Raw genomic sequence first — 20,066 nt, 5'->3', positions numbered from 1 at the left:
GTCGGATCAGTCGTCGTCGTCGTAGTCTGAGCCGCGCGTGCGCGTACGGCGCGCGCCGAGCGTGTGCGAGGAGCGGCCCAACCCGTGGATAAACCCCCGCAACCGGGCGGTCCCCCCCGACCAGTGGGGACACGTCAGGCGCGTGACCTTCTCCGGGTGGCGTTCGGACCGTCTCTGGTCGCGTTGGTGGTCATCGCCGCGGTGGTGCTGCTGCAGCTGCTGATCGCCAACAGCGACATGACCGGCGCACTCGGCGCCACCGCCAGCATGTGGCTGGGCGTGCACCTGGTGCCGGTGTCCATCGCCGGCAGTTCGCTCGGCGCGATGCCGCTGCTGCCGGTGCTGATCATGATCTACGGCACGGCACGCACCACGGCGTCGGCGATTGTGAGCACGTCGTGGTTCGTCACCCGTTGGGTGGTGGCTTCCGCCCTGGGCGGGCCGGTGCTGGTCTCCGCGATCTGCCTGGCGGTCATCCACGACGCGGCGTCGGTGCTGACCGACCTGCAGACGCCCGACGCGCTGCACGCGTTCGGGAGCGTGTTCGCCGTACATCTGATCGGTGCGCTGCTCGGGGGGGGATCCCGGGTGGGCCGGCGACTGCTGCTGGCATCCCCGCTGCCGAGGTGGTTGCCCGACGCCTTCCGCGCGGCTGCCGCCGGGGTGATCGCGCTGATGGGCCTGTCCGGAGTGATCGTCGCCGGGTCCCTGGTCGTGCACTGGTCGACGATGCACGAGCTGTACTCGATCACCGATTCGATGTTCGGGCAGTTGAGCCTGACGGTGCTGTCCGTGCTCTATCTGCCCAATGTCATGGTCGGTGCGGCGGCTGTGGCGGTGGGATCCAGTGCCCACGTCGGGCTGGCGACGTTCAGTTCGTTCACGGTGTTCGGCGGCGACATCCCGGCACTGCCGGTGTTGGCCGCGGTGCCCACTCCTCCCCTCGGGCCGGTGTGGGTGGCGCTGATGATCGTGGCGGCGGTGTCCGCAGTCGCGCTCGGTCAGCAGTGCGCGCGGCACCGGCTGCCGGTGTGGTCCGCGCTGGCCAAGGTGGTGGTCGCGGCGTTGATCGCGACCGCGGTCATGGCTCTGCTGGGGCACGCCGGAGGGGGAGAGCTGGGCAACTTCGGCGACGTCGGCGTCGACCAGACGACGTTCGGGCCCGCGGTGTTCCTGTGGTTCGCGGGGATCGGCGCGCTCACGGTGGTGATGTCAGGCGGCCTGCAGCCGCGGGTGCGCCGGCCGAAGGTCGCACCGGCCACCGACGTCGGTGCCGACGAGGACACTGACACCGACACCGACGCCGACACGGGCGTCGTGCCGACGCCCGGCGACGAACAGGTCGAGCCCCTCGACACCGTCGATTTTGCTCCGGACGTCGTCGTCGTCGAGCCTGAGACCGAACCCGCTCCCGTCGCCGAGCAGCCCGCCGCCGACACCGGCGGCGAGAACGACGTGGCGCCACCGATGGCTGAGCCCGCGCCACCGGTCGAGGACCTCGACCCCGAGGACCACTTCGTCGTAGACGAACCGACTGGCCCCAGCGTGGTCGACGACGTGGACCCCGATGGCGGCGGCCACCGCGGCGGTGGTGCCGGCTAGCCACCCATTAGGCTCTCAGGCGTGCAGCCAGCGGTCCGTGTGCCCCCGAGTGCGCCGGCGCGGGTGGTGGTGCTCGCCTCCGGCACCGGTTCGCTTCTGGCGTCGCTGCTGAGCTCCGCGGTCGGCGACTATCCGGCAAAAGTGGTCGCGGTGGGTACCGACCGGGTCTGCGCCGCCCTCGACATCGCTGCGGCCGAGTCGATACCGACGTTCACGGTCCCGCTGGCCGACCATCCCCGCCGCGAACTGTGGGACGCTGCCATCACCGAGGCGACCGCGGGCCATGAGCCAGACCTGGTGGTATCGGCGGGGTTCATGAAGGTCCTTGGCCCACAGTTTCTTTCGAGGTTCCCCGGGCGGGTGGTCAACACCCATCCGGCGCTGCTGCCCGCATTCCCCGGTGCGCACGCGGTGCCGGATGCCCTGGCCTACGGGGTCAGAGTCACCGGTTGCACGGTGCATCTCGTCGACGCCGGCACTGACACCGGGCCGATACTGGCGCAGCGGGCGGTACCCGTGCTCGACGACGACGACGAAGCCGTTCTGCACGAACGGATCAAGGTGATCGAACGACAGCTATTGGTGGAGGTGCTGGAAGCGGTGGCAACCCACGGCGTGACCTGGACAGGACGAAAGGCGACCATAGGATGAGCGAGAACGAGGGCCTGTTCCGGCGGCCGATCCGCCGTGCGTTGATCAGCGTCTACGACAAGACCGGTCTGGTGCCGCTCGCGCAGGGTCTGCACGCCGCAGGTGTCGACATCGTATCCACCGGGTCGACCGCGAAAACCGTTGCAGACGCCGGCATCCCGGTCACGCCGGTCGAGGATGTCACGGGTTTCCCCGAGGTGCTCGATGGCCGTGTCAAGACGCTGCACCCGCACGTGCACGCCGGACTGCTGGCCGATCAGCGCAAGCCCGAGCATGTGTCGGCGCTCGCTGAACTCGGGGTCGCGGCCTTCGAACTCGTTGTGGCGAACCTGTACCCGTTCACCCAGACGGTCAACTCCGGCGCGGCAGTCGACGAGTGTGTGGAGCAGATCGACATCGGCGGGCCGTCGATGGTGCGTGCCGCCGCGAAGAACCACCCGAGCGTCGCGGTGGTCGTCGAACCGCTGGGCTACGACGGGGTGCTGGCTGCGGTGCGGGCCGGCGGATTCACCCTTGCCGAACGAAAGAAGCTGGCGGCGCTGGCGTTCCGGCATACCGCTGAGTACGACGTGGCGGTGGCCTCGTGGATGGAGTCGGTACTGGCCTCCGAAGGCGGAGAGGCTGCGCCGTCGTTGCCGCCATGGCTCGGCGCGACGTTCCGGCGTGCCGCCGTGTTGCGGTACGGCGAGAACCCCCATCAGCGGGCCGCACTCTACAGCGACGACGGTGCGTGGCCGGGACTCGCCCAGGCCGAGCAGCTGCACGGAAAAGAGATGTCCTACAACAACTACACCGACGCCGATGCGGCGTGGCGCGCGGCGTTCGACCACGAGGACACCTGCGTGGCGATCATCAAGCACGCCAACCCGTGCGGTATCGCGGTGTCGTCGGTCTCGGTGGCCGACGCCCACCGCAAGGCCCACGAGTGTGACCCGCTGTCGGCGTTCGGCGGTGTCATCGCGGCCAACACCGAGGTCAGCGTCGAGATGGCCGAGACCGTCGCCGGCATCTTCACCGAGGTGATCATCGCGCCGGGCTACGCGCCCGGCGCGGTGGAAGTGCTCACCGGGAAGAAGAACATCCGCGTGCTGGTCGCCTCCGAGCCTGCGATCGGGGGCACCGAGTTCCGTCAGATCAGCGGCGGTCTGCTGCTCCAGCAGCGCGATGCGATCGACGCCGCGGGCGACGACCCGGTGAACTGGACGCTGGCCACCGGATCACCCGCCGACCCGCAGACGCTGGCCGACCTGGTGTTCGCCTGGCGCACCTGTCGCGCAGTCAAGTCCAACGCGATCGTCGTCGCCAAGGACGGGGCCACCGTCGGAGTGGGGATGGGCCAGGTCAACCGGGTGGATGCCGCCCGGCTGGCAGTCGAACGGGCCGGGGACCGCACCCGGGGGGCGGTGGCGTCCTCCGACGCATTCTTCCCATTCCCCGATGGCCTGGAAACCCTGATGCGGGCCGGGGTGAAGGCCGTCGTACATCCCGGAGGTTCGGTGCGCGACGACGAGGTGACCGCAGCCGCCGAGGGGGCCCGCATCACGCTGTATCTGACCGGAGCGCGTCACTTCGCGCACTGACGCCGTCGGCGAGCACTCGCAAAATGCCAGTTCGCGGCGGTGTGTCGGGTGCAGACACGCACGCTCGCAGGCAGGAGTCGTAGCGTGGAGTGGTGACTTCACCTAACGACCTCCCACGCACTGTCGGTGAGCTGCGGGCATCCGGGCATCAGGAACGCAGCGTCAAGGCCGAGATGCGGGAGAACCTGCTGGCCGCGCTGTCCGAAGACCGTGACGTGTGGACCGGCATCCTCGGCTTCGACGACACCGTGATCCCGCAGCTGGAACGCGCCATCATCGCCGGGCACGACCTGGTGCTGCTCGGCGAACGCGGTCAGGGCAAGACGCGGCTGCTGCGCGCGCTGACCGCGCTGCTCGACGAGTGGACCCCGGTGATCGCCGGTGCGGAACTCGGCGAGCATCCGTACAGCCCCATCACGCCCGAGTCGATCAGGCGGGCCGCCGACTCCGGTGACGACCTGCCGGTGTCGTGGCGGCACCGCAGCGACCGCTACACCGAGAAGCTGGCCACCCCGGACACCAGCGTCGCGGACCTGGTCGGCGACATCGACCCGATCAAGGTCGCCGAGGGCCGCTCGCTGGGGGATCCGGAAACCATCGCCTACGGCCTGATCCCGCGGGCGCACCGGGGCATCGTCGCCGTCAACGAGCTCCCCGACCTCGCCGAGCGCATCCAGGTCGCGATGCTCAACGTGATGGAGGAACGTGACATCCAGGTGCGCGGCTACACGCTGCGGCTGCCGCTGGACGTACTGGTCGTCGCCAGCGCCAATCCCGAGGACTACACGAACCGTGGACGGATCATCACCCCGCTCAAGGACCGGTTCGGCGCCGAGATCCGCACCCACTACCCGCTCGAGTTGGACGCCGAGGTCGGCGTGATCTCCCAGGAAGCGCACCTGGCCGCCGAAGTGCCCGACCATCTGCTGCAGATCCTGGCCCGGTTCGCACGCAGCCTGCGGGAGTCGAGCTCCATCGACCAGCGGTCCGGGGTGTCGGCGAGGTTCGCGATCGCGGCCGCCGAGACCGTCGCGGCGTCCGCGCGGCACCGGGCCGCGGTGCTCGGTGAACAGGATCCGGTGGCACGCGTGGTCGACCTCGGGTCGGTGATCGACGTGCTGCGCGGCAAGTTGGAGTTCGAATCCGGCGAGGAGGGCCGGGAGCAGGCGATCCTCGAGCATCTGCTGCGCCGGGCCACCGCCGACACCGCACAGCGGCTGCTGGGCGGCATCGATGTGGGCCCGATCGTGACGGCGGTCGAGAACGGCTCGCCGGTCACCACCGGGGACCGGGTGTCGGCACGCGACGTGCTCGCTGCGGTTCCCGAGGTGTCCGCGGTCGCCGAGATCCAGCAACGGCTGCAGGCATCCAGCGACGGCCAGCGGGCTGCCGCGATCGAGTTGGCGCTGGAGGCGCTGTATCTCGCCAAGCGCATCGACAAGGTCTCCGATGAGGGCGAAACCGTCTATGGCTAAGCGCTTGTCGCGCTATTCGCGATACACCGGTGGCCCGGACCCGCTCGCCCCTCCGGTGGATCTGCGCGAGGCGCTGGAGGCGATCGGCCAGGACGTCATGGAGGGCACCTCCCCGCGGCGGGCGCTGTCGGAGTTGCTCAGGCGTGGTTCGGCGAACATGCGGGGCGCCGACAAGCTGGCGGCCGAAGCCAACCGGCGCCGGCGGGAACTGTTGCAGCGCAACAATCTCGACGGCACGCTCGCCGACATCAAGAAGCTGCTCGACGAGGCGGTGCTGGCCGAGCGCAAGGAACTGGCGCGCGCGCTCGACGACGACGCCCGTTTCGGGGAGTTGCAGCTGGAGTCCCTTTCGCCGTCGCCGGCCAAGGCTGTCCAGGAGCTCGCCGACTACGACTGGCGGTCGCGGGAGGCTCGCGAGAACTACGAACAGATCCGCGACCTGCTCGGCCGCGAGATGCTCGACCAGCGTTTCGCCGGCATGAAGCAGGCGCTGGAGAACGCTACCGACGAGGACCGGCAGCGTGTCAACGAGATGCTCGACGACCTCAACGACCTACTGGACAAGCACGCGAGAGGGCAAGACTCCCCAGAAGATTTTCAAGACTTCATGGCCAAGCACGGCGAGTTCTTCCCGGAGAATCCGCGCAACATCGACGAGCTGCTGGATTCGCTGGCACAGCGGGCCGCGGCCGCACAGCGGTTCCGCAACAGCCTCTCCGATGAGCAGCGGGCGGAGCTGGACTCGCTGGCGCAGCAGGCTTTCGGATCACCGTCGTTGATGAATGCGCTCAACCGTCTCGACGGCCATCTGCAGGCAGCACGACCGGGGGAGGACTGGACAGGCTCGCAGCGGTTCTCCGGGGGTGACCCGCTGGGCATGGGGGAAGGCGCCCAGGCGCTGGCCGACATCGCCGAACTCGAACAGCTCGCCGAGCAGCTCTCGCAGAGCTACGCCGGGGCGACGATGGACGACGTCGACCTCGACATGCTGGCCCGCCAGCTCGGGGACGAGGCCGCGGTGAACGCGCGCACCCTGGCCGATCTCGAACGCGCACTGATGAACCAGGGGTTCCTGGATCGCGGATCCGACGGACAGTGGCGGTTGTCGCCCAAGGCGATGCGCCAATTGGGTCAGGCGGCGTTGCGAGATGTGGCGCAACAACTCTCGGGTCGGCACGGGGAGCGCGACACCCGTCGCGCCGGGGCCGCCGGCGAACTGACCGGCGCCACCCGACCGTGGCAGTTCGGCGACACCGAGCCGTGGAACGTCACCCGCACCCTCACCAATGCGGTGCTGCGCGAGGCCGGCACCGCAGAACCCGCCAAGCCGATACGGATCACCGTCGAGGACGTCGAGATCTCCGAGACCGAGACCCGCACCCAGGCGGCGGTGGCGCTGCTGGTCGACACGTCGTTCTCGATGGTGATGGAGAACCGGTGGCTGCCGATGAAGCGCACCGCACTCGCCCTCAACCACTTGGTCAGCACCCGGTTCCGGTCGGACGACCTGCAGATCGTCGCGTTCGGCCGGTACGCCCGCACGGTGACCGCCACCGAGCTGACCGGGCTCGAAGGGGTCTACGAACAGGGCACCAACCTGCACCACGCGCTCGCCCTGGCCGCCCGCCACCTGCGGCGGCACCCCGACGCCCAACCGGTGGTCCTCGTGGTCACCGACGGTGAACCCACCGCACACCTCGAGAACTTCGACGGGTCCTCGGAGGTGTTCTTCGACTACCCGCCCCATCCCCGCACGATCGCGCACACGGTGCGCGGTTTCGACGAGATCGCCCGACTGGGGGCACAGGTGACGATCTTCCGGCTGGGCAGCGACCCGGGACTGGCGCGGTTCATCGACCAGGTGGCCCGCCGGGTGGGCGGCCGGGTGGTGGAGCCGGACCTCGACGGTCTGGGCGCGGCGGTGGTCAGCGACTACTTGAGCGCGAAACGGCGCCGCTGAACGTCAGGCCGCGGCGGTGCGCTTCTTGCGTTTGACCGCGACCTTGCCCCACAGCGAGAACCCGCGAACCCTGACGCACGGCGCGCCGGGGGAACCTTCCCCGCTGACGCGCTGGTCGAAACTTCCCATCACGGCGACCCCGCGCAGATCGACGTTGACCTCGGGCGGCACCAGGATCGTCTGCCCGCCCATGATCGAGTAGGAGTGGATCTCGACATCGTGGGAGGTGAAGTCGGCATAGCGCATGTCGACCACGCCCCCGCCCCAGAACGCGAACGTGGTCAGCCGGCCCGGCACGTTCCACCGGCCGCGGCGTTCGTAACCGCTGAGGATGGCCAGCAGCAGCGTCGACGGAGCCGGCCGGCACGGTCCGGAGCGCCCCTGGGTCACCGATCCGGGCAGGTCGTCGGACAGCCGGGCGAGTTCGTCGTAGGTCTGGGCGGCGTAAGCCCTGTGCAGCCGGTCTTCGTACTCGGTCAGCTCAAGGGTGCCGGATGCCGCGGCATCGGTCAGCAGTTGCGCGACCTGAATCCGGTCGGTGTCCGCAGCGCGCATCGACCCGTGCCGCGACGCGGGGGTGCTCATCGGGACCTTCTGGTGTTCGCGCAAGCGCACATCGCCCACGAGCCTACGACGAACACCGGTACATGCAAGGGCCTTGGCCAAACTGTAAGCGTTCAGCCGGCCCAATCGGGTCTGCGCTTCTGGAGGAAGGCCAGCATTCCTTCGCGGGCCTCCTCGGAAACGAACAGCGCCGCCGACCGTTGCGTCAATTTCTCTGCGTGCAGATCGAAGTCGGCGAGGATGGCTGCCGTCGTCAACCGCTTCGACTCGGCCAGCCCCTGGGGCGACCCCTGCGCCACCGCGGCAGCCAACTCGGTGACGGTCGCCGCGACGTCATCGGTGGCCACGGTGATCAGCCCGGTCTCGGCGGCAGCCTGCGCACCGAACTTCTCTCCGGTGACGAAATACCGGCCGGCCGCGCGTGCCGTCATCTTCGGCAGCAGCGTCAACGAGATGATCGATGGGGCGACGCCGATCCGTGCCTCGGTGAGCGCGAACGTGCTGGCGCTTCCCGCCACCGCGATGTCACACGCCCCGACCAGCCCCAGCCCGCCGGCTCTGACATGCCCGTCGATCGCCGCGATGACCGGCAACGGCGACTCGAGAATCCTGCGCAACAGGCGAGTCATGTCCTGCGCACGCTCCACGGCAAGGTCGGCAGGATCATGGCCCGCGGCCTCACCGATATCGGCGCCGGCGCAGAAGGTTCCGCCGGTGTGGCCGAGCACCACCACCCGCACACCGTGTTGGGCCGACGCCCGTGTCAAACCGTCGTGCAGCTGCTCGACCAGTGCCGTGGACAGCGCATTGCGGTTGCTCGGCGAATCGAGGGTGAGCCGCGCTACCGGGCCTTCGGCTTCATAACGGACCAAGGTGTCCATCAGTAGGACCGGGGGAGGCCGAGCGACGTTTGAGCGACGAAGTTGAGGATCATCTCGCGGCTGACCGGGGCGATCCGCGCCAGACGTGACGCCGTCAGGACCGAGGCGATGCCGTACTCCTTGGTCAGGCCGTTGCCGCCGAGGGACTGGACGGCCTGGTCGACGGCGCGCACCGACGCCTCGCCCGCGGCGTACTTCGCCATGTTCGCTGCTTCGGCCGCACCCGCATCGTCGCCGCCGTCGTAGAGGGCGGCCGCCTTCTGCGTCATCAGCTTGGCCAGCTCGATCTCGATGTGGTTCTGCGCCAGGGGATGCGAAAGACCCTGATGCGCGCCGATCGGCGTCTTCCACACCTGGCGGGTCTTCACGTAGTCGACGGCCTTGCCGATCGCGAAGCGGCCCATGCCGACCGCGCTGGCGGCGCCCATGATCCGCTCCGGGTTCAGCCCGGCGAACAGCTGCGCGATCGCGGCGTCCTCCGAGCCAACCAGCGCGTCGGCGGGCAGGCGCACGTCGTCGAGGAACACCTGGAACTGGAACTCGGGGCTGACGATCTCCATCGGGATCTTGGTGAACGTGAAACCCGGTGTGTCGGTGGGCACCACGAACAGCGCGGGCTTCAGGTTGCCGGTTCTTGCCTCCTCGGTTCGCCCGACGACCAGCACCGCCTGTGCCTGGTCGACCCCGGAGATGTACACCTTCTGCCCGGACAGGATCCAGTCGCTGCCGTCACGCCGGGCGGTGGTGGTGATCCTGTGCGAGTTCGAGCCGGCGTCGGGCTCGGTGATGGCGAACGCCATCGTGATAGAGCCGTCGGCGATGCCGGGAATCCAGCGCTTCTTCTGCTCCTCGGTGCCGAACTTGGAGATGATGGTGCCGTTGATCGCGGGGGAGACCACCATCATGAGTAGGGCGGAGCCCGCGGCGGCCATCTCCTCCATCACCAGGCTCAGCTCGTACATGCCTGCGCCGCCGCCGCCGTACTCTTCGGGCAGATTCACCCCGATGAATCCGAGTTTGCCTGCCTGGGACCACAATTCATCGGTGTGCTGCCCCGCTCGGGCCTTCTCCAGGTAGTAGTCCTGGCCGTAGTTGGCGGCCATCTCGGCCACCGCCGTGCGCAGCGCCTGCTGCTCCTCGGTTTCGACGAAGCCTGTGGTCATTGTTCAACCTCTCCTGAATCGACGCGTGCCAGCACGGCGCCTACTTCCACCTGTTGACCCGCGACGACGTTGAGTTCGACGAGCACGCCGTCGGTGGGCGCGGTGATGGTGTGCTCCATCTTCATCGCCTCCAGCCAGACCAGCGGCTGCCCTGCCGTCACGGTGTCGCCGAAGACGGCCCCGACCCGCAGCACCGACCCCGGCATCGGCGCCAGCAGCGAACCGTGGGCGAGCGCGTCGTCGGGGTCGGGGAAGCGGGGCTGCACGAGCAGGGACACCGAGCCCAGCGGCGAGTCCACGAAAACGGCGTCGCCGTAGCGGGCGACGTCGAACGGGTGGTCCACGCGCGGCCCGTGCGTGCCGACCGAGAGCACCACCCGTTGCGGGGTGGCCGAGACGAGCGTGACGGCCGACATGTCAGTGTCAGCAGTGTCATTCGCGATCTGCAGTCCGGCTCGCGTGAAGCGGTAGCGAACCTCATGGCTGCGACCGTCGGCGTCCTCGTAGCGCTTCGTCTGATACCCCGATGCCAGGTTGCGCCAGCCGCTGGGCGCGGCACCGAAGACCGTTGCGGTGCTTCGGTTGTGCGCGGCGTCTGCCAGGGCCGCGGCGATCGCCGACAACGCGGTGGCGCGAGTGTCCCCGACCGGGGCGGCCAGCGCCGCCAGGCCGTGGGTGTCGAAGAACGCTGTGTCGGTCGCACCGTCGAGGAAAGCCGGGTGGCGCAGCACGTTGACGAGCAGGTCCCGGTTGGTGCGGACGCCGTGTATCCGGGTGCGGGCCAGGGCGTCGGCGAGCAGCGTCGCGGCGTGGTGGCGGGTCGGTGCGTAGGAGACGACCTTCGCCACCATCGGGTCGTAGAAGACCGAGATCACCGACCCGTCGGTGATGCCCGAGTCGAGGCGCACACCGATCCTGTCGAGGAGCCCGAAGTGGGTGGACCTCCCGGGCACGGCGAAGTGGCGCACCGTGCCGGCCTGCGGCTGCCAGTTCTTCGCCGGGTCCTCGGCGTACAGCCTGGCCTCGATGGCCGAACCCCGGGATGCCGGCGGTGCGGGGTCGAGCGCTGCGCCGTCGGCGATCAGCAGTTGCAACTCGACGAGGTCGAGACCGGCCTCCAGTTCGGCGAGCTTGCCCGCCATCGCCTCGGCTGCGGCGGTGTAGCCGGGCGAGCGGGTGTCGAGAACGGACTTGAGACTCATGGCTGAAAGCCGAGCGTCTTGGCGGCGAGCGAGGTGAGGATTTCGGTGGTGCCGCCGCCGATCCCGAGGATCCGCATGTCGCGGTACTGGCGCTCGATCTCCGACTCGGCCATGTAGCCCATCCCGCCGAACAACTGCACCCCCTGGTTGGCCACCCATTCTCCGGCCTCGACGGCGGTGTTCTTGGCGAAGCACACCTCGGTGATGAGGTTGCTCTCACCCGCGAGTTGGCGTTCCACCACGTGCCGGGTGTAGACGCGGGCGACGTCCACGCGGCGGGCCATCTCGGCCAGCGTGTTCTGCACCGACTGCCGGGCGATGAGCGGTTTGCCGAAGGTCTCCCGGTTGCGGCACCAGTCGACGGTGAGGTCCAGGCAGCGCTGCGCACTTGAGTAAGCCTGTGCCGCAAGCCCGACCCGTTCGGAGACGAAGGCGGCGGCGATCTGCAGGAAACCCGAGTTCTCGGGGCCGACCAGGTTGGCCACGGGTACCCGCACGTCGGTGTAGGACAGCTCCGCGGTGTCCGACGAACGCCACCCCATCTTGTCCAGCTTGCGGCTGACTCGAAAACCAGGTGAGCCCTTGTCGACGACGATCAGTGAGACGCCGGCGGCGCCACTCCCGCCGGTACGCGCCGCGGTGACGACGTAGTCGGCCCGCACCCCCGAGGTGATGTAGGTCTTGGCGCCGTTGAGGATGTACTCGTCGCCTTCCCGGACGGCGCGTGTTGTCAGGTGTCCGACGTCGGAACCCCCACCGGGCTCTGTGATCGCCAGCGCCCCGATCTTCTCACCGCGCAGCGTCGGACGCACATAGGTGTCGATGAGCCGCTGGTCCCCGGACGCGATCATGTGGGGCACCGCGATGCCACAGGTGAACAACGAGGCGAAGACGCCGCCGGGCGACCCCGACTGGTGCATCTCCTCACAGATGACCACGGCATCGGCCCCGTCACCACCCTCGCCGCCGGCCGCTTCGGGGAAGCCGGCGCCGAGAAGTCCTGCGGCAGCCGCCTTGCGGTGCAGGTCGCGGGGCAGCTCACCCCCGCGCTCCCACTCGTCCACATGGGGGAGCACTTCGCGTTCGGCGAACGCACGCACGGTCTTTCGCAGATCGTCGCGTTCAGGAGTGGTCCAGATGTTCACGACAGGTGTTCCTCCGGTGTGTCGGGCAGTATTTCGACGGGGATGTCGACACAGCGGCTGCGCAACCACTCGCCCAGCCCCTTGGCCTGCGGATCGAACCTAGCCTGATAGGCCACGCCTTCGCCCAGGATTCCGTCGATCACGAAGTTGACGGCGCGCAGGTTGGCGAACACATGCCGGGCGACGGGCAGGTCTGCCGTCTCGGGCAACAGTTCGCGCAACTTCTCCACCGTCAGAGTGTGCGCCAACCAACGCCACTGGTCGTCGCCCTGCTTGCCCGTCACCCACACCCCGATGTTCGCGCTGCCCCCCTTGTCGCCGCTGCGTGCCCCGGCGATGGCGCCCAGCGGTACCCGTCGTGTCGGACCGCCAGTCAGCGGTGCAGGCAGCGCTGCCGGTGCCGCCGGCTGCAATTCCAGCGTCCGGGTCGGATGTGGGATCACAGTGCGGGAGCCGTCGGGATGCACCGCGACGTGCTCGACCTGTTCGGCGGGCAGGTAGGCCGCGGTGAACACGCCGTACACCTGGCCGTCGCCGGGCGGCGCGGTGGTGGTGAAACCCGGATAGCTGGCCAGCGCCAATTCGACTGCCGCCGAGGAGAACCGGCGTCCGACGGCCGAGGAATCGGGGTCGCGCGCCACGCATCGCAACAGTGCGCTCGCCGTCTGCTGGGTGTCGGCGTCGGGATGGTCGGTGCGCGCCAGCGTCCAATCGAGCTCCGAGGGGATCACCGCAAGACTGCTCTCCAGCTGCCTGCGCACCAGTTCGGCTTTGGCCTCGATGTCGAGTCCGGTGAGGATGAACGTCATTTCGTTGCGGAAGCCGCCGATGCCGTTGAGGGAGACCTTCAGCGTGGGTGGCGGCGGCTCGCCGACCACCCCGCGGACGCGGACGCGGTCGGCGCCCTCGTCGGACAGCTCGATCGAATCCACGCGCAGTGTCGCGTCGGGGTTGGCGTAGCGCGCCCCCGAGATCTCGTAGAGCAGTTGAGCGGTGACGGTGTCGACGGTCACCGCGCCTCCGGTCCCCGGATGTTTGGTGATGACCGAGGATCCATCGGTGTCGATCTCGGCGATCGGGAAGCCGGGGCGTGTCAACGCGGTCAGATCGGGGAAATCCCGGGTGAAGAAGGAGTAGTTGCCGCCGGTGGCCTGGGTGCCGCATTCGATGATGTGGCCCGCGGCGATCGCACCGGCGATCGCGGCGTGGTCGTCGCGGCTCCAGCCGAAGTGCGCCGCGGCGGGTCCGACGATGACGGATGCGTCCGTCACCCGTCCCGTGACGACGACGTCGGCGCCGGCGTCGAGGCAGTCCACGATGCCCCAGGCGCCGAGGTAGGCGTTGGCGGTCAGAGGGCCGCCCAGTCCCAGCTCTCCGGCCCGCGGCAGCAGGTCGTCACCTTCGACATGGGCGACCGAGACCACGATGCCGAGCTCGTCGGCCATCGCACGGATGGCCGCCGCCAGACCGGCGGGGTTGAGGCCTCCGGCATTGGTGACGATGCGGACGCCGCGGTCGCGGGCCGGGCCCAGGCACTGTTCGAGCTGGCGCAGGAATGTCTTGGCGTAACCCTTGTCCGGGTTCTTCATCCGGTCGCGTCCCAGGATGAGCATCGTCAGTTCAGCCAGGTAGTCGCCGGTCAGGTAGTCGAGCTCGCCACCGGTGAGCATCTCGTACATCGCCGAGATGCGGTCGCCGTAGAAACCCGAGCAGTTGCCGATCCGAACCGGCGTGCGGACCCGATCACCACCCGCAGACGTCACCCGCGCTCCCGTCGTCGATGACCAACCAACCGGTAGGTTACTGCGTACCGCAGGTACTGCGTCAAGCCCCTGGTCGGCCGTGCCGGTTGTCGCCGGGGGTTCCTGCCACCTCCGTCCGGCAGGCGGAGTTTGGAACCCGTCCAGCTCACCGGCTATCCTGGTCGGCAATTGCCGGTGCCCGGTAGTGCCTGTCACGGGCAGCGCCGCACCGGATGCCACCCCGATAGATGGAGAGCTCGATCATGGCTGTGCCCAAGCGCAGGATGTCGCGCGCGAACACCCGTAGCAGGCGCGCGCAGTGGAAGGCCACCCGTACCGAACTCGTCGGTGTGTCGGTGGCCGGGCAGCAGCACAAGGTGCCGCGCCGTCTGCTCAAGGCCGCTCGTCTGGGATTGATCGATCTCGACCGCCGCTAGATGACTTGACTGGCCGGCTGAGCGGCGCGCCTCTCAGGTCACTCTCAGCCGCGGGGTCGACACTGGTCCAGTGCGCATACTTGTCGTTGACGACGATCGCGCGGTGCGCGAATCCCTGCGACGATCCCTTTCCTTCAACGGGTATTCGGTCGAGCTGGCGCAAGACGGTCGGGAAGCGCTGGATCTGATCTCCAGCCACCGGCCCGACGCGGTGGTGCTCGACGTGATGATGCCGCGTCTGGACGGGCTGGAGGTGTGCCGGCAGCTCCGCAGCACCGGCGACGATCTGCCGATCCTGGTGCTCACCGCACGTGACTCCGTGTCCGAGCGGGTGGCCGGTCTGGACGCCGGAGCCGACGACTACCTACCAAAGCCGTTCGCATTGGAGGAGTTGCTGGCCCGGATGCGTGCGCTGCTGCGCCGCACCAATCCCGAAGAGGGCAGTGAGTCGGCGGCGATGACCTTTTCGGATCTGTCGCTTGATCCGGTGACGCGCGAGGTCACCCGTGGCGACCGGCCGATCAGCCTCACCCGTACCGAGTTCTCGCTGCTCGAGATGCTGATCGCCAACCCTCGACGGGTCCTCACGCGCAGCCGCATCCTCGAGGAGGTCTGGGGCTTCGACTTCCCCACCTCGGGCAACGCCCTCGAGGTCTACGTCGGCTACCTGCGGCGCAAGACCGAGGCCGAGGGGGAGCCGCGGCTGATCCACACCGTGCGGGGAGTGGGATACGTGCTGCGAGAGACGCCGCCCTGATGGCCGATCGCACCTTCAGCCCGTGGTCCGGGACCCCGGCGCCGATGCCCCCGCCCACCACTTCGGTGTCCCTGCGGTGGCGCGTGATGCTGCTGGCCATGTCGATGGTGGCGATGGTGGTGGTGTTGATGGCGGTCGCCGTCTACGCGGTCGTGTCCCGGGCGCTCTACGACGACATCGACACCCAACTGCGCAGCCGTGCCGACCTGCTGATCGAGAGCGGAACGCTGACCGCCGATCCGGCCAGCGTGATAGAGGGCACCGCGTACTCCCAGATGAACGCGATGCTGTTCACCACGCGGGCCATCTACACCGCCAACCAGCAGGGCCAGACGCTGCCGTTGGGAGGGCCGGAGAAGGACGTGATCCAGGGCAAGCTGCTGATGTCGTTGCGCACCGTCAACCATCAGCGGGTGCTCGCGAGGCATCTTCCCGCCAGTGGCGACGCGCTGCTGATCTCGATGAGCCTGGAGCCGACCGGCAAGGTGCTGCGGCGTTTGGGCACCGTCCTGCTGATCGTCGGCGGGATCGGCGTGGCCGTCGCGGCCATCGTCGGCGGCATGGTGGCGCGCACCGGCCTGCGTCCGGTGGCCCGCCTCACCCAGGCGGCTGAACGGGTGGCCCGCACCGACGACCTGCGGCCGATTCCGGTGTACGGCACCGACGAGCTCGCCCGCCTCACCGAGGCTTTCAACATGATGCTGCGGGCGCTTGCCGAATCCCGGGAGAGACAGGCGCGGCTGGTCACCGATGCCGGTCACGAGTTGCGCACTCCGTTGACGTCCCTGCGCACCAACGTGGAGCTGCTGATGGCGTCCATGGCGCCGGGTGCGCCGCGGCTACCGGAAGAGGAGATGGTCGGGCTGCGGACCGACGTCATCGCCCAGATCGAGGAATTGTCGACGCTGGTCGGCGATCTCGTGGATCTGACCCGCGAGGATGCCGGCGGCGTCATCCACGAGACGGTGGAGCTCGCCGAGGTGATCGATCGGTCGCTGGAGCGGGTTCGCAGGCGCCGCAACGACATCGACTTCGACATCTCGGTCATCCCGTGGCAGGTGTACGGCGACGGGGCCGGTCTGGCCCGTGCGGTTCTCAACCTGTTGGACAACGCCGCCAAGTGGAGCCCGCCCGATGGTCGGGTCTCCGTCAGGCTCACGCAGGTGGACGCCCAGCACGCGGAGTTGGTGGTCTCCGACCACGGTCCCGGAATCCCTCCGCAGGAACGCAGTCTCGTCTTCGAGCGGTTCTTCAGGTCGACCGCGGCCCGGGCGATGCCGGGTTCCGGTCTCGGCCTGGCGATCGTCAAACAGGTGGTGCTCAAGCACGGCGGTACCTTGCTCGTCCGGGAGACCGTTCCGGGGGGACAGCCGCCTGGCACGTCGATGCACGTGGTGCTCCCCGGTAGACCTTCTGTCGTCCGGGACGACCAGCAGGCCTCGGCGACACGCGGCAACTGATCACTGCGGTGAGCGCCATCACACGGGAAGATGGTCAGCAGCAGTTCGGCGGGGTAGATCGAATCGTTATCGCTGTGGCAATTGATCTCTAAGGGGTTTCTCAGCACATTTGGGCACCCTTGGGGGGCAGCGTTCGTTGTCCCAGTCGAGAGAAACTACGTCAGGAAGAGCACCGCAGCGACATGACAAACCACCCGAGGTACTCGCCGACCCCGCCGCCGGTTCGTCAACCCGGTATTCACGGGCAGGTGCCCCACGGCTCCCTCGGCGCGCAGCCCCCCTACGGCGAGCAGCCTTACGACTGGCGGTATGCGACTGAGCAACAGCGGCAGGCGTTTCGGTCTCACTACGACCCGTACCGCGGAGCCCCGATGCCGGCCGGGCCGGGTCAGCACCAGCGGCCCGGTATGCCGACGGCTCCCCATCGGCAGCCCCGGAAGCGTTCCCGCGCAACGGCATTGGCGGCTGGCGCAGCCGCGCTGGCGATCGTCTCCGCGGGTGTCGGCGGCGGTGTCGCGGTGCTGGCACACCCTGATCACAACTCCGCGGGCAGCAGCGCCTCGGGTGCGGCGCCCAGCATGCCGGCCGCCAGCGTGCCGGCCGGCACGGTCGAGCAGGTGGCCGCCAAGGTCGTCCCCAGCGTCGTGAAGCTCGAGGTGAACGTCGGGCGGCAGTCCGAGGAGGGTTCCGGGGTGGTCCTGTCGACCGACGGGCTGATCCTCACCAACAACCATGTGGTCGCCGGGGCCGAGAACGCGTCGGCCGGGGCGGAGACCAAGGTGGTGTTCTCCAACGGTCGCACGACCACGTTCACCGTGATCGGCACCGACCCCGGTAGCGACATCGCCGTGGTGCGGGCCGAGAAGGTGTCCGGTCTGACGCCCATCGAGGTCGGTTCGTCGGCGGACCTGCGTGTCGGTCAGGACGTCGTGGCCATCGGGTCCCCGTTGGGCCTCGACGGCACCGTCACCACGGGCATCATCAGCGCGCTGAACCGTCCCGTCGCCGCCGGTGGTGACGCGCAGAACCAGAACACCGTGCTCGACGCCATCCAGACCGATGCGGCGATCAACCCGGGCAACTCGGGAGGCGCACTGGTGAACATGAACGGTGAACTTGTCGGGATCAACTCGGCGATCGCCACGATGGGGGCCGGCGCCGGCGGACCGCAGGGCGGATCCATCGGTTTGGGCTTCGCGATCCCGGTCGACCAGGCCAAGCGGATCGCCGACGAGTTGATCCAGACCGGAAGCGCGTCTCGCGCGTCACTGGGCGTCCAGGTCGGCAACGATGCGAGTGCGGAAGGCGCCAAGATCGTCGAGGTCACCTCGGGTGGCGCCGCCGCCGCAGCCGGGCTGCCCAGCGGCGTCCTGATCACCAAGCTCAACGACCGGGTGATCGGCAGCGCCGACGCGCTGGTGGCGGCCGTGCGCTCCAAGGCCCCCGGTGACAAGGTCACGCTGACGTTCGTCGACCCGGCCGGTCAGACGGACACGGTGGAGGTCACCCTCGGCAAGGCCGACCAGTGAGGGTCGTCGACGGTCACCCGCGTCCGGACCTCAGTGTCGCTGCATCGATGTCCGTGCCGAGATATACGGTTGAGCTCATGGAACAGCCTCATGCGTTGGTCGGCCGCGCGTTGGTCGTAGTCGTCGACGACCGCACCGCCCACGGTGACGAACAGGACCACAGCGGCCCGCTGGTCACCGAACTGCTCGGGGAAGCGGGGTTCGTCGTCGATGGCGTGGTGGTGGTGTCCTCTGATGAGGTCGAGATCCGCAACGCGCTGAACACCGCGGTCATCGGAGGCGTGGATCTCGTGGTCTCGGTCGGAGGAACCGGGGTGACGCCGCGAGACGTCACACCGGAGTCGACGCTCGAGCTGCTCGACCGGGAGTTGTTGGGCATCGCCGAGGCGCTGCGGGCGTCGGGACTCTCGGCGGGTATCGCTGACGCCGGCTTGTCGCGCGGGCTGGCCGGCATCTCCGGGAGCACCCTCGTGGTGAATCTGGCCGGATCGCGTGCTGCGGTGCGCGACGGCATGGCCACGCTGGGACCGCTGGCTGCACAGATCATCGCGCAGCTGTCCAGCTTGGAGATCTGACGAAATTGGTCGTGCAGGCCTTTGTCGGCCACAGTCCAGATCAGCAGACAGGTCGGTTGTGTTAAGGGCAGGTGAACGCTCACCGGCTGCGCAGTATGAGCTTTATCACACTAGGTTTCGGCGGTGACACAACGCCCACGGGGCTCCTCGGGCGCAGTTAACAAAGTTTTCGGGGATGCCTTGCCGGAGATACCTTTTGACGAACGCGATAATTCGTCGCCCGACGACGACGCCGAGCACGACCGCTGGCTGCGTGACAATGTGCCGCCGCATCACGACTGAACGCCTCTTTTCCCAATAACCGCAGAGAGCGCACCCGTAACAGTGCAGGCCCGCAGAGCGAACACCTTGATGCGGGGCTAGAAACTGCGACGTTGCCCAAATGGAACGCCCCGCCGTCGCGGACAGGGGGTCGGAGGCGTACGGGGAACCTTCAGCAAACTACGCCCAGTTGCGCGCCCAGATCGACATCGCCGAGCGTCCGCGTTGCCGGTCTGATTCCTCCCCGTTATGTTCCTCGTGTCAACGATGAGCGAATCGTAAGAACGGACTGTGAGATTTTTAATTCCACTCACATGAAAGCTCTTGCGAGGTGTGTGGTGTAGCGGTAGGCCAGGCACGAACAACTCGGTGCCCCCGCCCGGGGTTCCGTCTACATATCAAGGGAGAACATGAAGGCAATCAGTCGGGTGCTGATCGCGATGGTTGCGTCCATCGCGGCGTTGTTCGTGAGCACTGGCACCTCTCACGCAGGGCTGGACAATGAGTTGAGCCTGGTCGACGGCCAGGGTCGGACTCTGACGATCCAGCAGTGGGACACATTCCTCAACGGCGTGTTTCCCCTTGACCGTAACCGGCTGACCCGCGAGTGGTTCCACTCCGGCAAGGCGTCCTACATCGTGGCCGGCGAGGATGCCGATGAGTTCGAGGGCACCCTGGAGCTCGGTTACCAGGTGGGCTTCCCGTGGTCGTTGGGTGTGGGTATCAACTTCAGCTACACCACCCCGAACATCGCGTTCGACGGTCTCGAGGGCGTCGCCGCGCTCAGTGGTGCCGAGTTCGGTGGCATCGTGACTCCGCCGTTGTTCCCGGGGGTGTCGATCTCGGCTGACCTCGGTAACGGCCCGGGTATCCAGGAAGTGGCGACGTTCAGTGTCGACGTGGAGGGACCCGGCGGTTCGGTGGCGGTGTCCAACGCGCACGGCACGGTGACCGGTGCGGCCGGCGGTGTGCTGCTGCGTCCGTTCGCTCGGTTGGTCTCGTCGACCGGTGACAGTGTCACCACCTACGGTGACCCGTGGAACATGAACTGACATTGCGCTGACGACAATCGGCCCCCGGCA

Annotated in this window: 16 protein-coding genes and 1 pseudogene; 11 read left to right on the top strand and 6 right to left on the bottom strand. The window is 68.3% G+C overall.

Translation table 11 applies throughout. From position 1 onward, the window contains the following. The first annotated feature begins 84 nt into the window (after positions 1-84). The 5 genes from WA944_RS01220 (at position 85) to WA944_RS01200 (ending at position 7,268) form a co-directional block, all read left to right on the top strand. Entirely contained in the window at positions 85-1,602 is a 1,518-nt protein-coding gene (locus tag WA944_RS01220; RefSeq protein ID WP_526369365.1) for a cell division protein PerM, read from the top strand. Between the two features lie 21 nt (positions 1,603-1,623). Next, the gene (gene purN, locus WA944_RS01215; RefSeq protein WP_526369367.1) at positions 1,624-2,253 is read left to right on the top strand and encodes a phosphoribosylglycinamide formyltransferase; all 630 of its coding nucleotides are present in this window, start codon (positions 1,624-1,626) and stop codon (positions 2,251-2,253) included. Continuing rightward, positions 2,250-3,833 carry a bifunctional phosphoribosylaminoimidazolecarboxamide formyltransferase/IMP cyclohydrolase gene (gene purH, locus WA944_RS01210; protein WP_526607829.1) on the top strand — a complete coding sequence of 528 codons (1,584 nt, stop codon included), beginning with the start codon at positions 2,250-2,252 and terminating at the stop codon, positions 3,831-3,833. The genes purN and purH overlap by 4 nt, the downstream gene beginning before the upstream one ends. A gap of 92 nt (positions 3,834-3,925) precedes the next feature. Then, positions 3,926-5,308 (top strand): sigma 54-interacting transcriptional regulator, encoded by a 1,383-nt coding sequence (locus WA944_RS01205; protein WP_526369371.1) that lies wholly within the window; start codon positions 3,926-3,928, stop codon positions 5,306-5,308. After that, positions 5,283-7,268 (top strand): vWA domain-containing protein, encoded by a 1,986-nt coding sequence (locus tag WA944_RS01200; RefSeq protein ID WP_526646122.1) that lies wholly within the window; start codon positions 5,283-5,285, stop codon positions 7,266-7,268. Before WA944_RS01205 ends, WA944_RS01200 begins: the two co-directional genes overlap by 26 nt. 3 nt (positions 7,269-7,271) lie before the next feature. Here the strand turns inward: WA944_RS01200 and WA944_RS01195 are convergent, their stop codons facing one another. The 6 genes and pseudogenes from WA944_RS01195 to WA944_RS01170 form a co-directional block, all read right to left on the bottom strand. After that, on the bottom strand, positions 7,272-7,853 hold the full coding sequence (locus WA944_RS01195; RefSeq protein ID WP_526369375.1) for a DUF1707 domain-containing protein: 582 nt from the start codon (positions 7,851-7,853) through the stop codon (positions 7,272-7,274). A 92-nt stretch (positions 7,854-7,945) separates the two neighbouring features. After that, complete coding sequence (locus tag WA944_RS01190; RefSeq protein ID WP_526369377.1) at positions 7,946-8,713, bottom strand: enoyl-CoA hydratase family protein; 768 nt, start codon at positions 8,711-8,713, stop codon at positions 7,946-7,948. Then, positions 8,713-9,876, bottom strand: a complete 1,164-nt coding sequence (locus WA944_RS01185; RefSeq protein WP_526369379.1) for an acyl-CoA dehydrogenase family protein — start codon at positions 9,874-9,876, stop codon at positions 8,713-8,715. The genes WA944_RS01190 and WA944_RS01185 overlap by 1 nt, the downstream gene beginning before the upstream one ends. After that, positions 9,873-11,006 (bottom strand): annotated as a pseudogene (locus WA944_RS01180) (acyl-CoA carboxylase biotin carboxyl carrier protein subunit); the annotation flags it as partial. The gene WA944_RS01185 and the pseudogene WA944_RS01180, both read right to left, overlap by 4 nt. Positions 11,007-11,074: 68 nt before the next feature. Beyond that, positions 11,075-12,223 carry an acyl-CoA dehydrogenase family protein gene (locus tag WA944_RS01175; protein WP_526369381.1) on the bottom strand — a complete coding sequence of 383 codons (1,149 nt, stop codon included), beginning with the start codon at positions 12,221-12,223 and terminating at the stop codon, positions 11,075-11,077. Next, the gene (locus WA944_RS01170; RefSeq protein WP_526369383.1) at positions 12,220-13,986 is read right to left on the bottom strand and encodes an acyclic terpene utilization AtuA family protein; all 1,767 of its coding nucleotides are present in this window, start codon (positions 13,984-13,986) and stop codon (positions 12,220-12,222) included. Before WA944_RS01170 ends, WA944_RS01175 begins: the two co-directional genes overlap by 4 nt. A gap of 242 nt (positions 13,987-14,228) precedes the next feature. Here WA944_RS01170 and rpmF point away from each other — a divergent pair, with 242 nt between their 5' ends. From rpmF to mspA, 6 genes are all read left to right on the top strand, one after another. After that, entirely contained in the window at positions 14,229-14,402 is a 174-nt protein-coding gene (rpmF, locus tag WA944_RS01165; RefSeq protein WP_048474159.1) for a 50S ribosomal protein L32, read from the top strand. Between the two features lie 70 nt (positions 14,403-14,472). Then, positions 14,473-15,159 (top strand): response regulator transcription factor, encoded by a 687-nt coding sequence (locus tag WA944_RS01160; RefSeq protein WP_370331744.1) that lies wholly within the window; start codon positions 14,473-14,475, stop codon positions 15,157-15,159. 44 nt (positions 15,160-15,203) lie between these two features. Continuing rightward, the gene (locus WA944_RS01155; RefSeq protein ID WP_526369387.1) at positions 15,204-16,619 is read left to right on the top strand and encodes a HAMP domain-containing sensor histidine kinase; all 1,416 of its coding nucleotides are present in this window, start codon (positions 15,204-15,206) and stop codon (positions 16,617-16,619) included. Between the two features lie 182 nt (positions 16,620-16,801). Further along, entirely contained in the window at positions 16,802-18,148 is a 1,347-nt protein-coding gene (locus tag WA944_RS01150; protein WP_526369385.1) for a S1C family serine protease, read from the top strand. Positions 18,149-18,195: 47 nt separating this feature from the next. Then, positions 18,196-18,723: a MogA/MoaB family molybdenum cofactor biosynthesis protein gene (locus tag WA944_RS01145; protein ID WP_237166658.1), complete on the top strand. Its 528-nt coding sequence runs from the start codon at positions 18,196-18,198 to the stop codon at positions 18,721-18,723. Positions 18,724-19,394: 671 nt separating this feature from the next. Then, positions 19,395-20,036 carry a porin MspA gene (gene mspA, locus WA944_RS01140; RefSeq protein ID WP_526646120.1) on the top strand — a complete coding sequence of 214 codons (642 nt, stop codon included), beginning with the start codon at positions 19,395-19,397 and terminating at the stop codon, positions 20,034-20,036. Positions 20,037-20,066 lie beyond the last annotated feature (30 nt).

Origin of the sequence: Mycobacterium sp., assembly GCF_049683355.1 — a bacterium.
Lineage (GTDB): Bacteria > Actinomycetota > Actinomycetes > Mycobacteriales > Mycobacteriaceae > Mycobacterium.
This window is presented reverse-complemented; position numbering and strand designations above follow the sequence as displayed.

Excerpts from the sequence above, each read along its gene's own strand:
- purH (WP_526607829.1), top strand. The coding sequence starts at position 2,250 with ATGAGCGAGAACGAGGGCCTGTTCCGGCGGCCGATCCGCCGTGCGTTG.
- mspA (WP_526646120.1), top strand. The coding sequence starts at position 19,395 with ATGAAGGCAATCAGTCGGGTGCTGATCGCGATGGTTGCGTCCATCGCG.
- WA944_RS01200 (WP_526646122.1), top strand. The coding sequence starts at position 5,283 with ATGAGGGCGAAACCGTCTATGGCTAAGCGCTTGTCGCGCTATTCGCGA.
- WA944_RS01155 (WP_526369387.1), top strand. The coding sequence starts at position 15,204 with ATGCCCCCGCCCACCACTTCGGTGTCCCTGCGGTGGCGCGTGATGCTG.
- rpmF (WP_048474159.1), top strand. The coding sequence starts at position 14,229 with ATGGCTGTGCCCAAGCGCAGGATGTCGCGCGCGAACACCCGTAGCAGG.
- WA944_RS01190 (WP_526369377.1), bottom strand. The coding sequence starts at position 8,713 with ATGGACACCTTGGTCCGTTATGAAGCCGAAGGCCCGGTAGCGCGGCTC.
- WA944_RS01185 (WP_526369379.1), bottom strand. The coding sequence starts at position 9,876 with ATGACCACAGGCTTCGTCGAAACCGAGGAGCAGCAGGCGCTGCGCACG.
- WA944_RS01145 (WP_237166658.1), top strand. The coding sequence starts at position 18,196 with ATGTCCGTGCCGAGATATACGGTTGAGCTCATGGAACAGCCTCATGCG.
- WA944_RS01195 (WP_526369375.1), bottom strand. The coding sequence starts at position 7,853 with ATGAGCACCCCCGCGTCGCGGCACGGGTCGATGCGCGCTGCGGACACC.
- WA944_RS01150 (WP_526369385.1), top strand. The coding sequence starts at position 16,802 with ATGACAAACCACCCGAGGTACTCGCCGACCCCGCCGCCGGTTCGTCAA.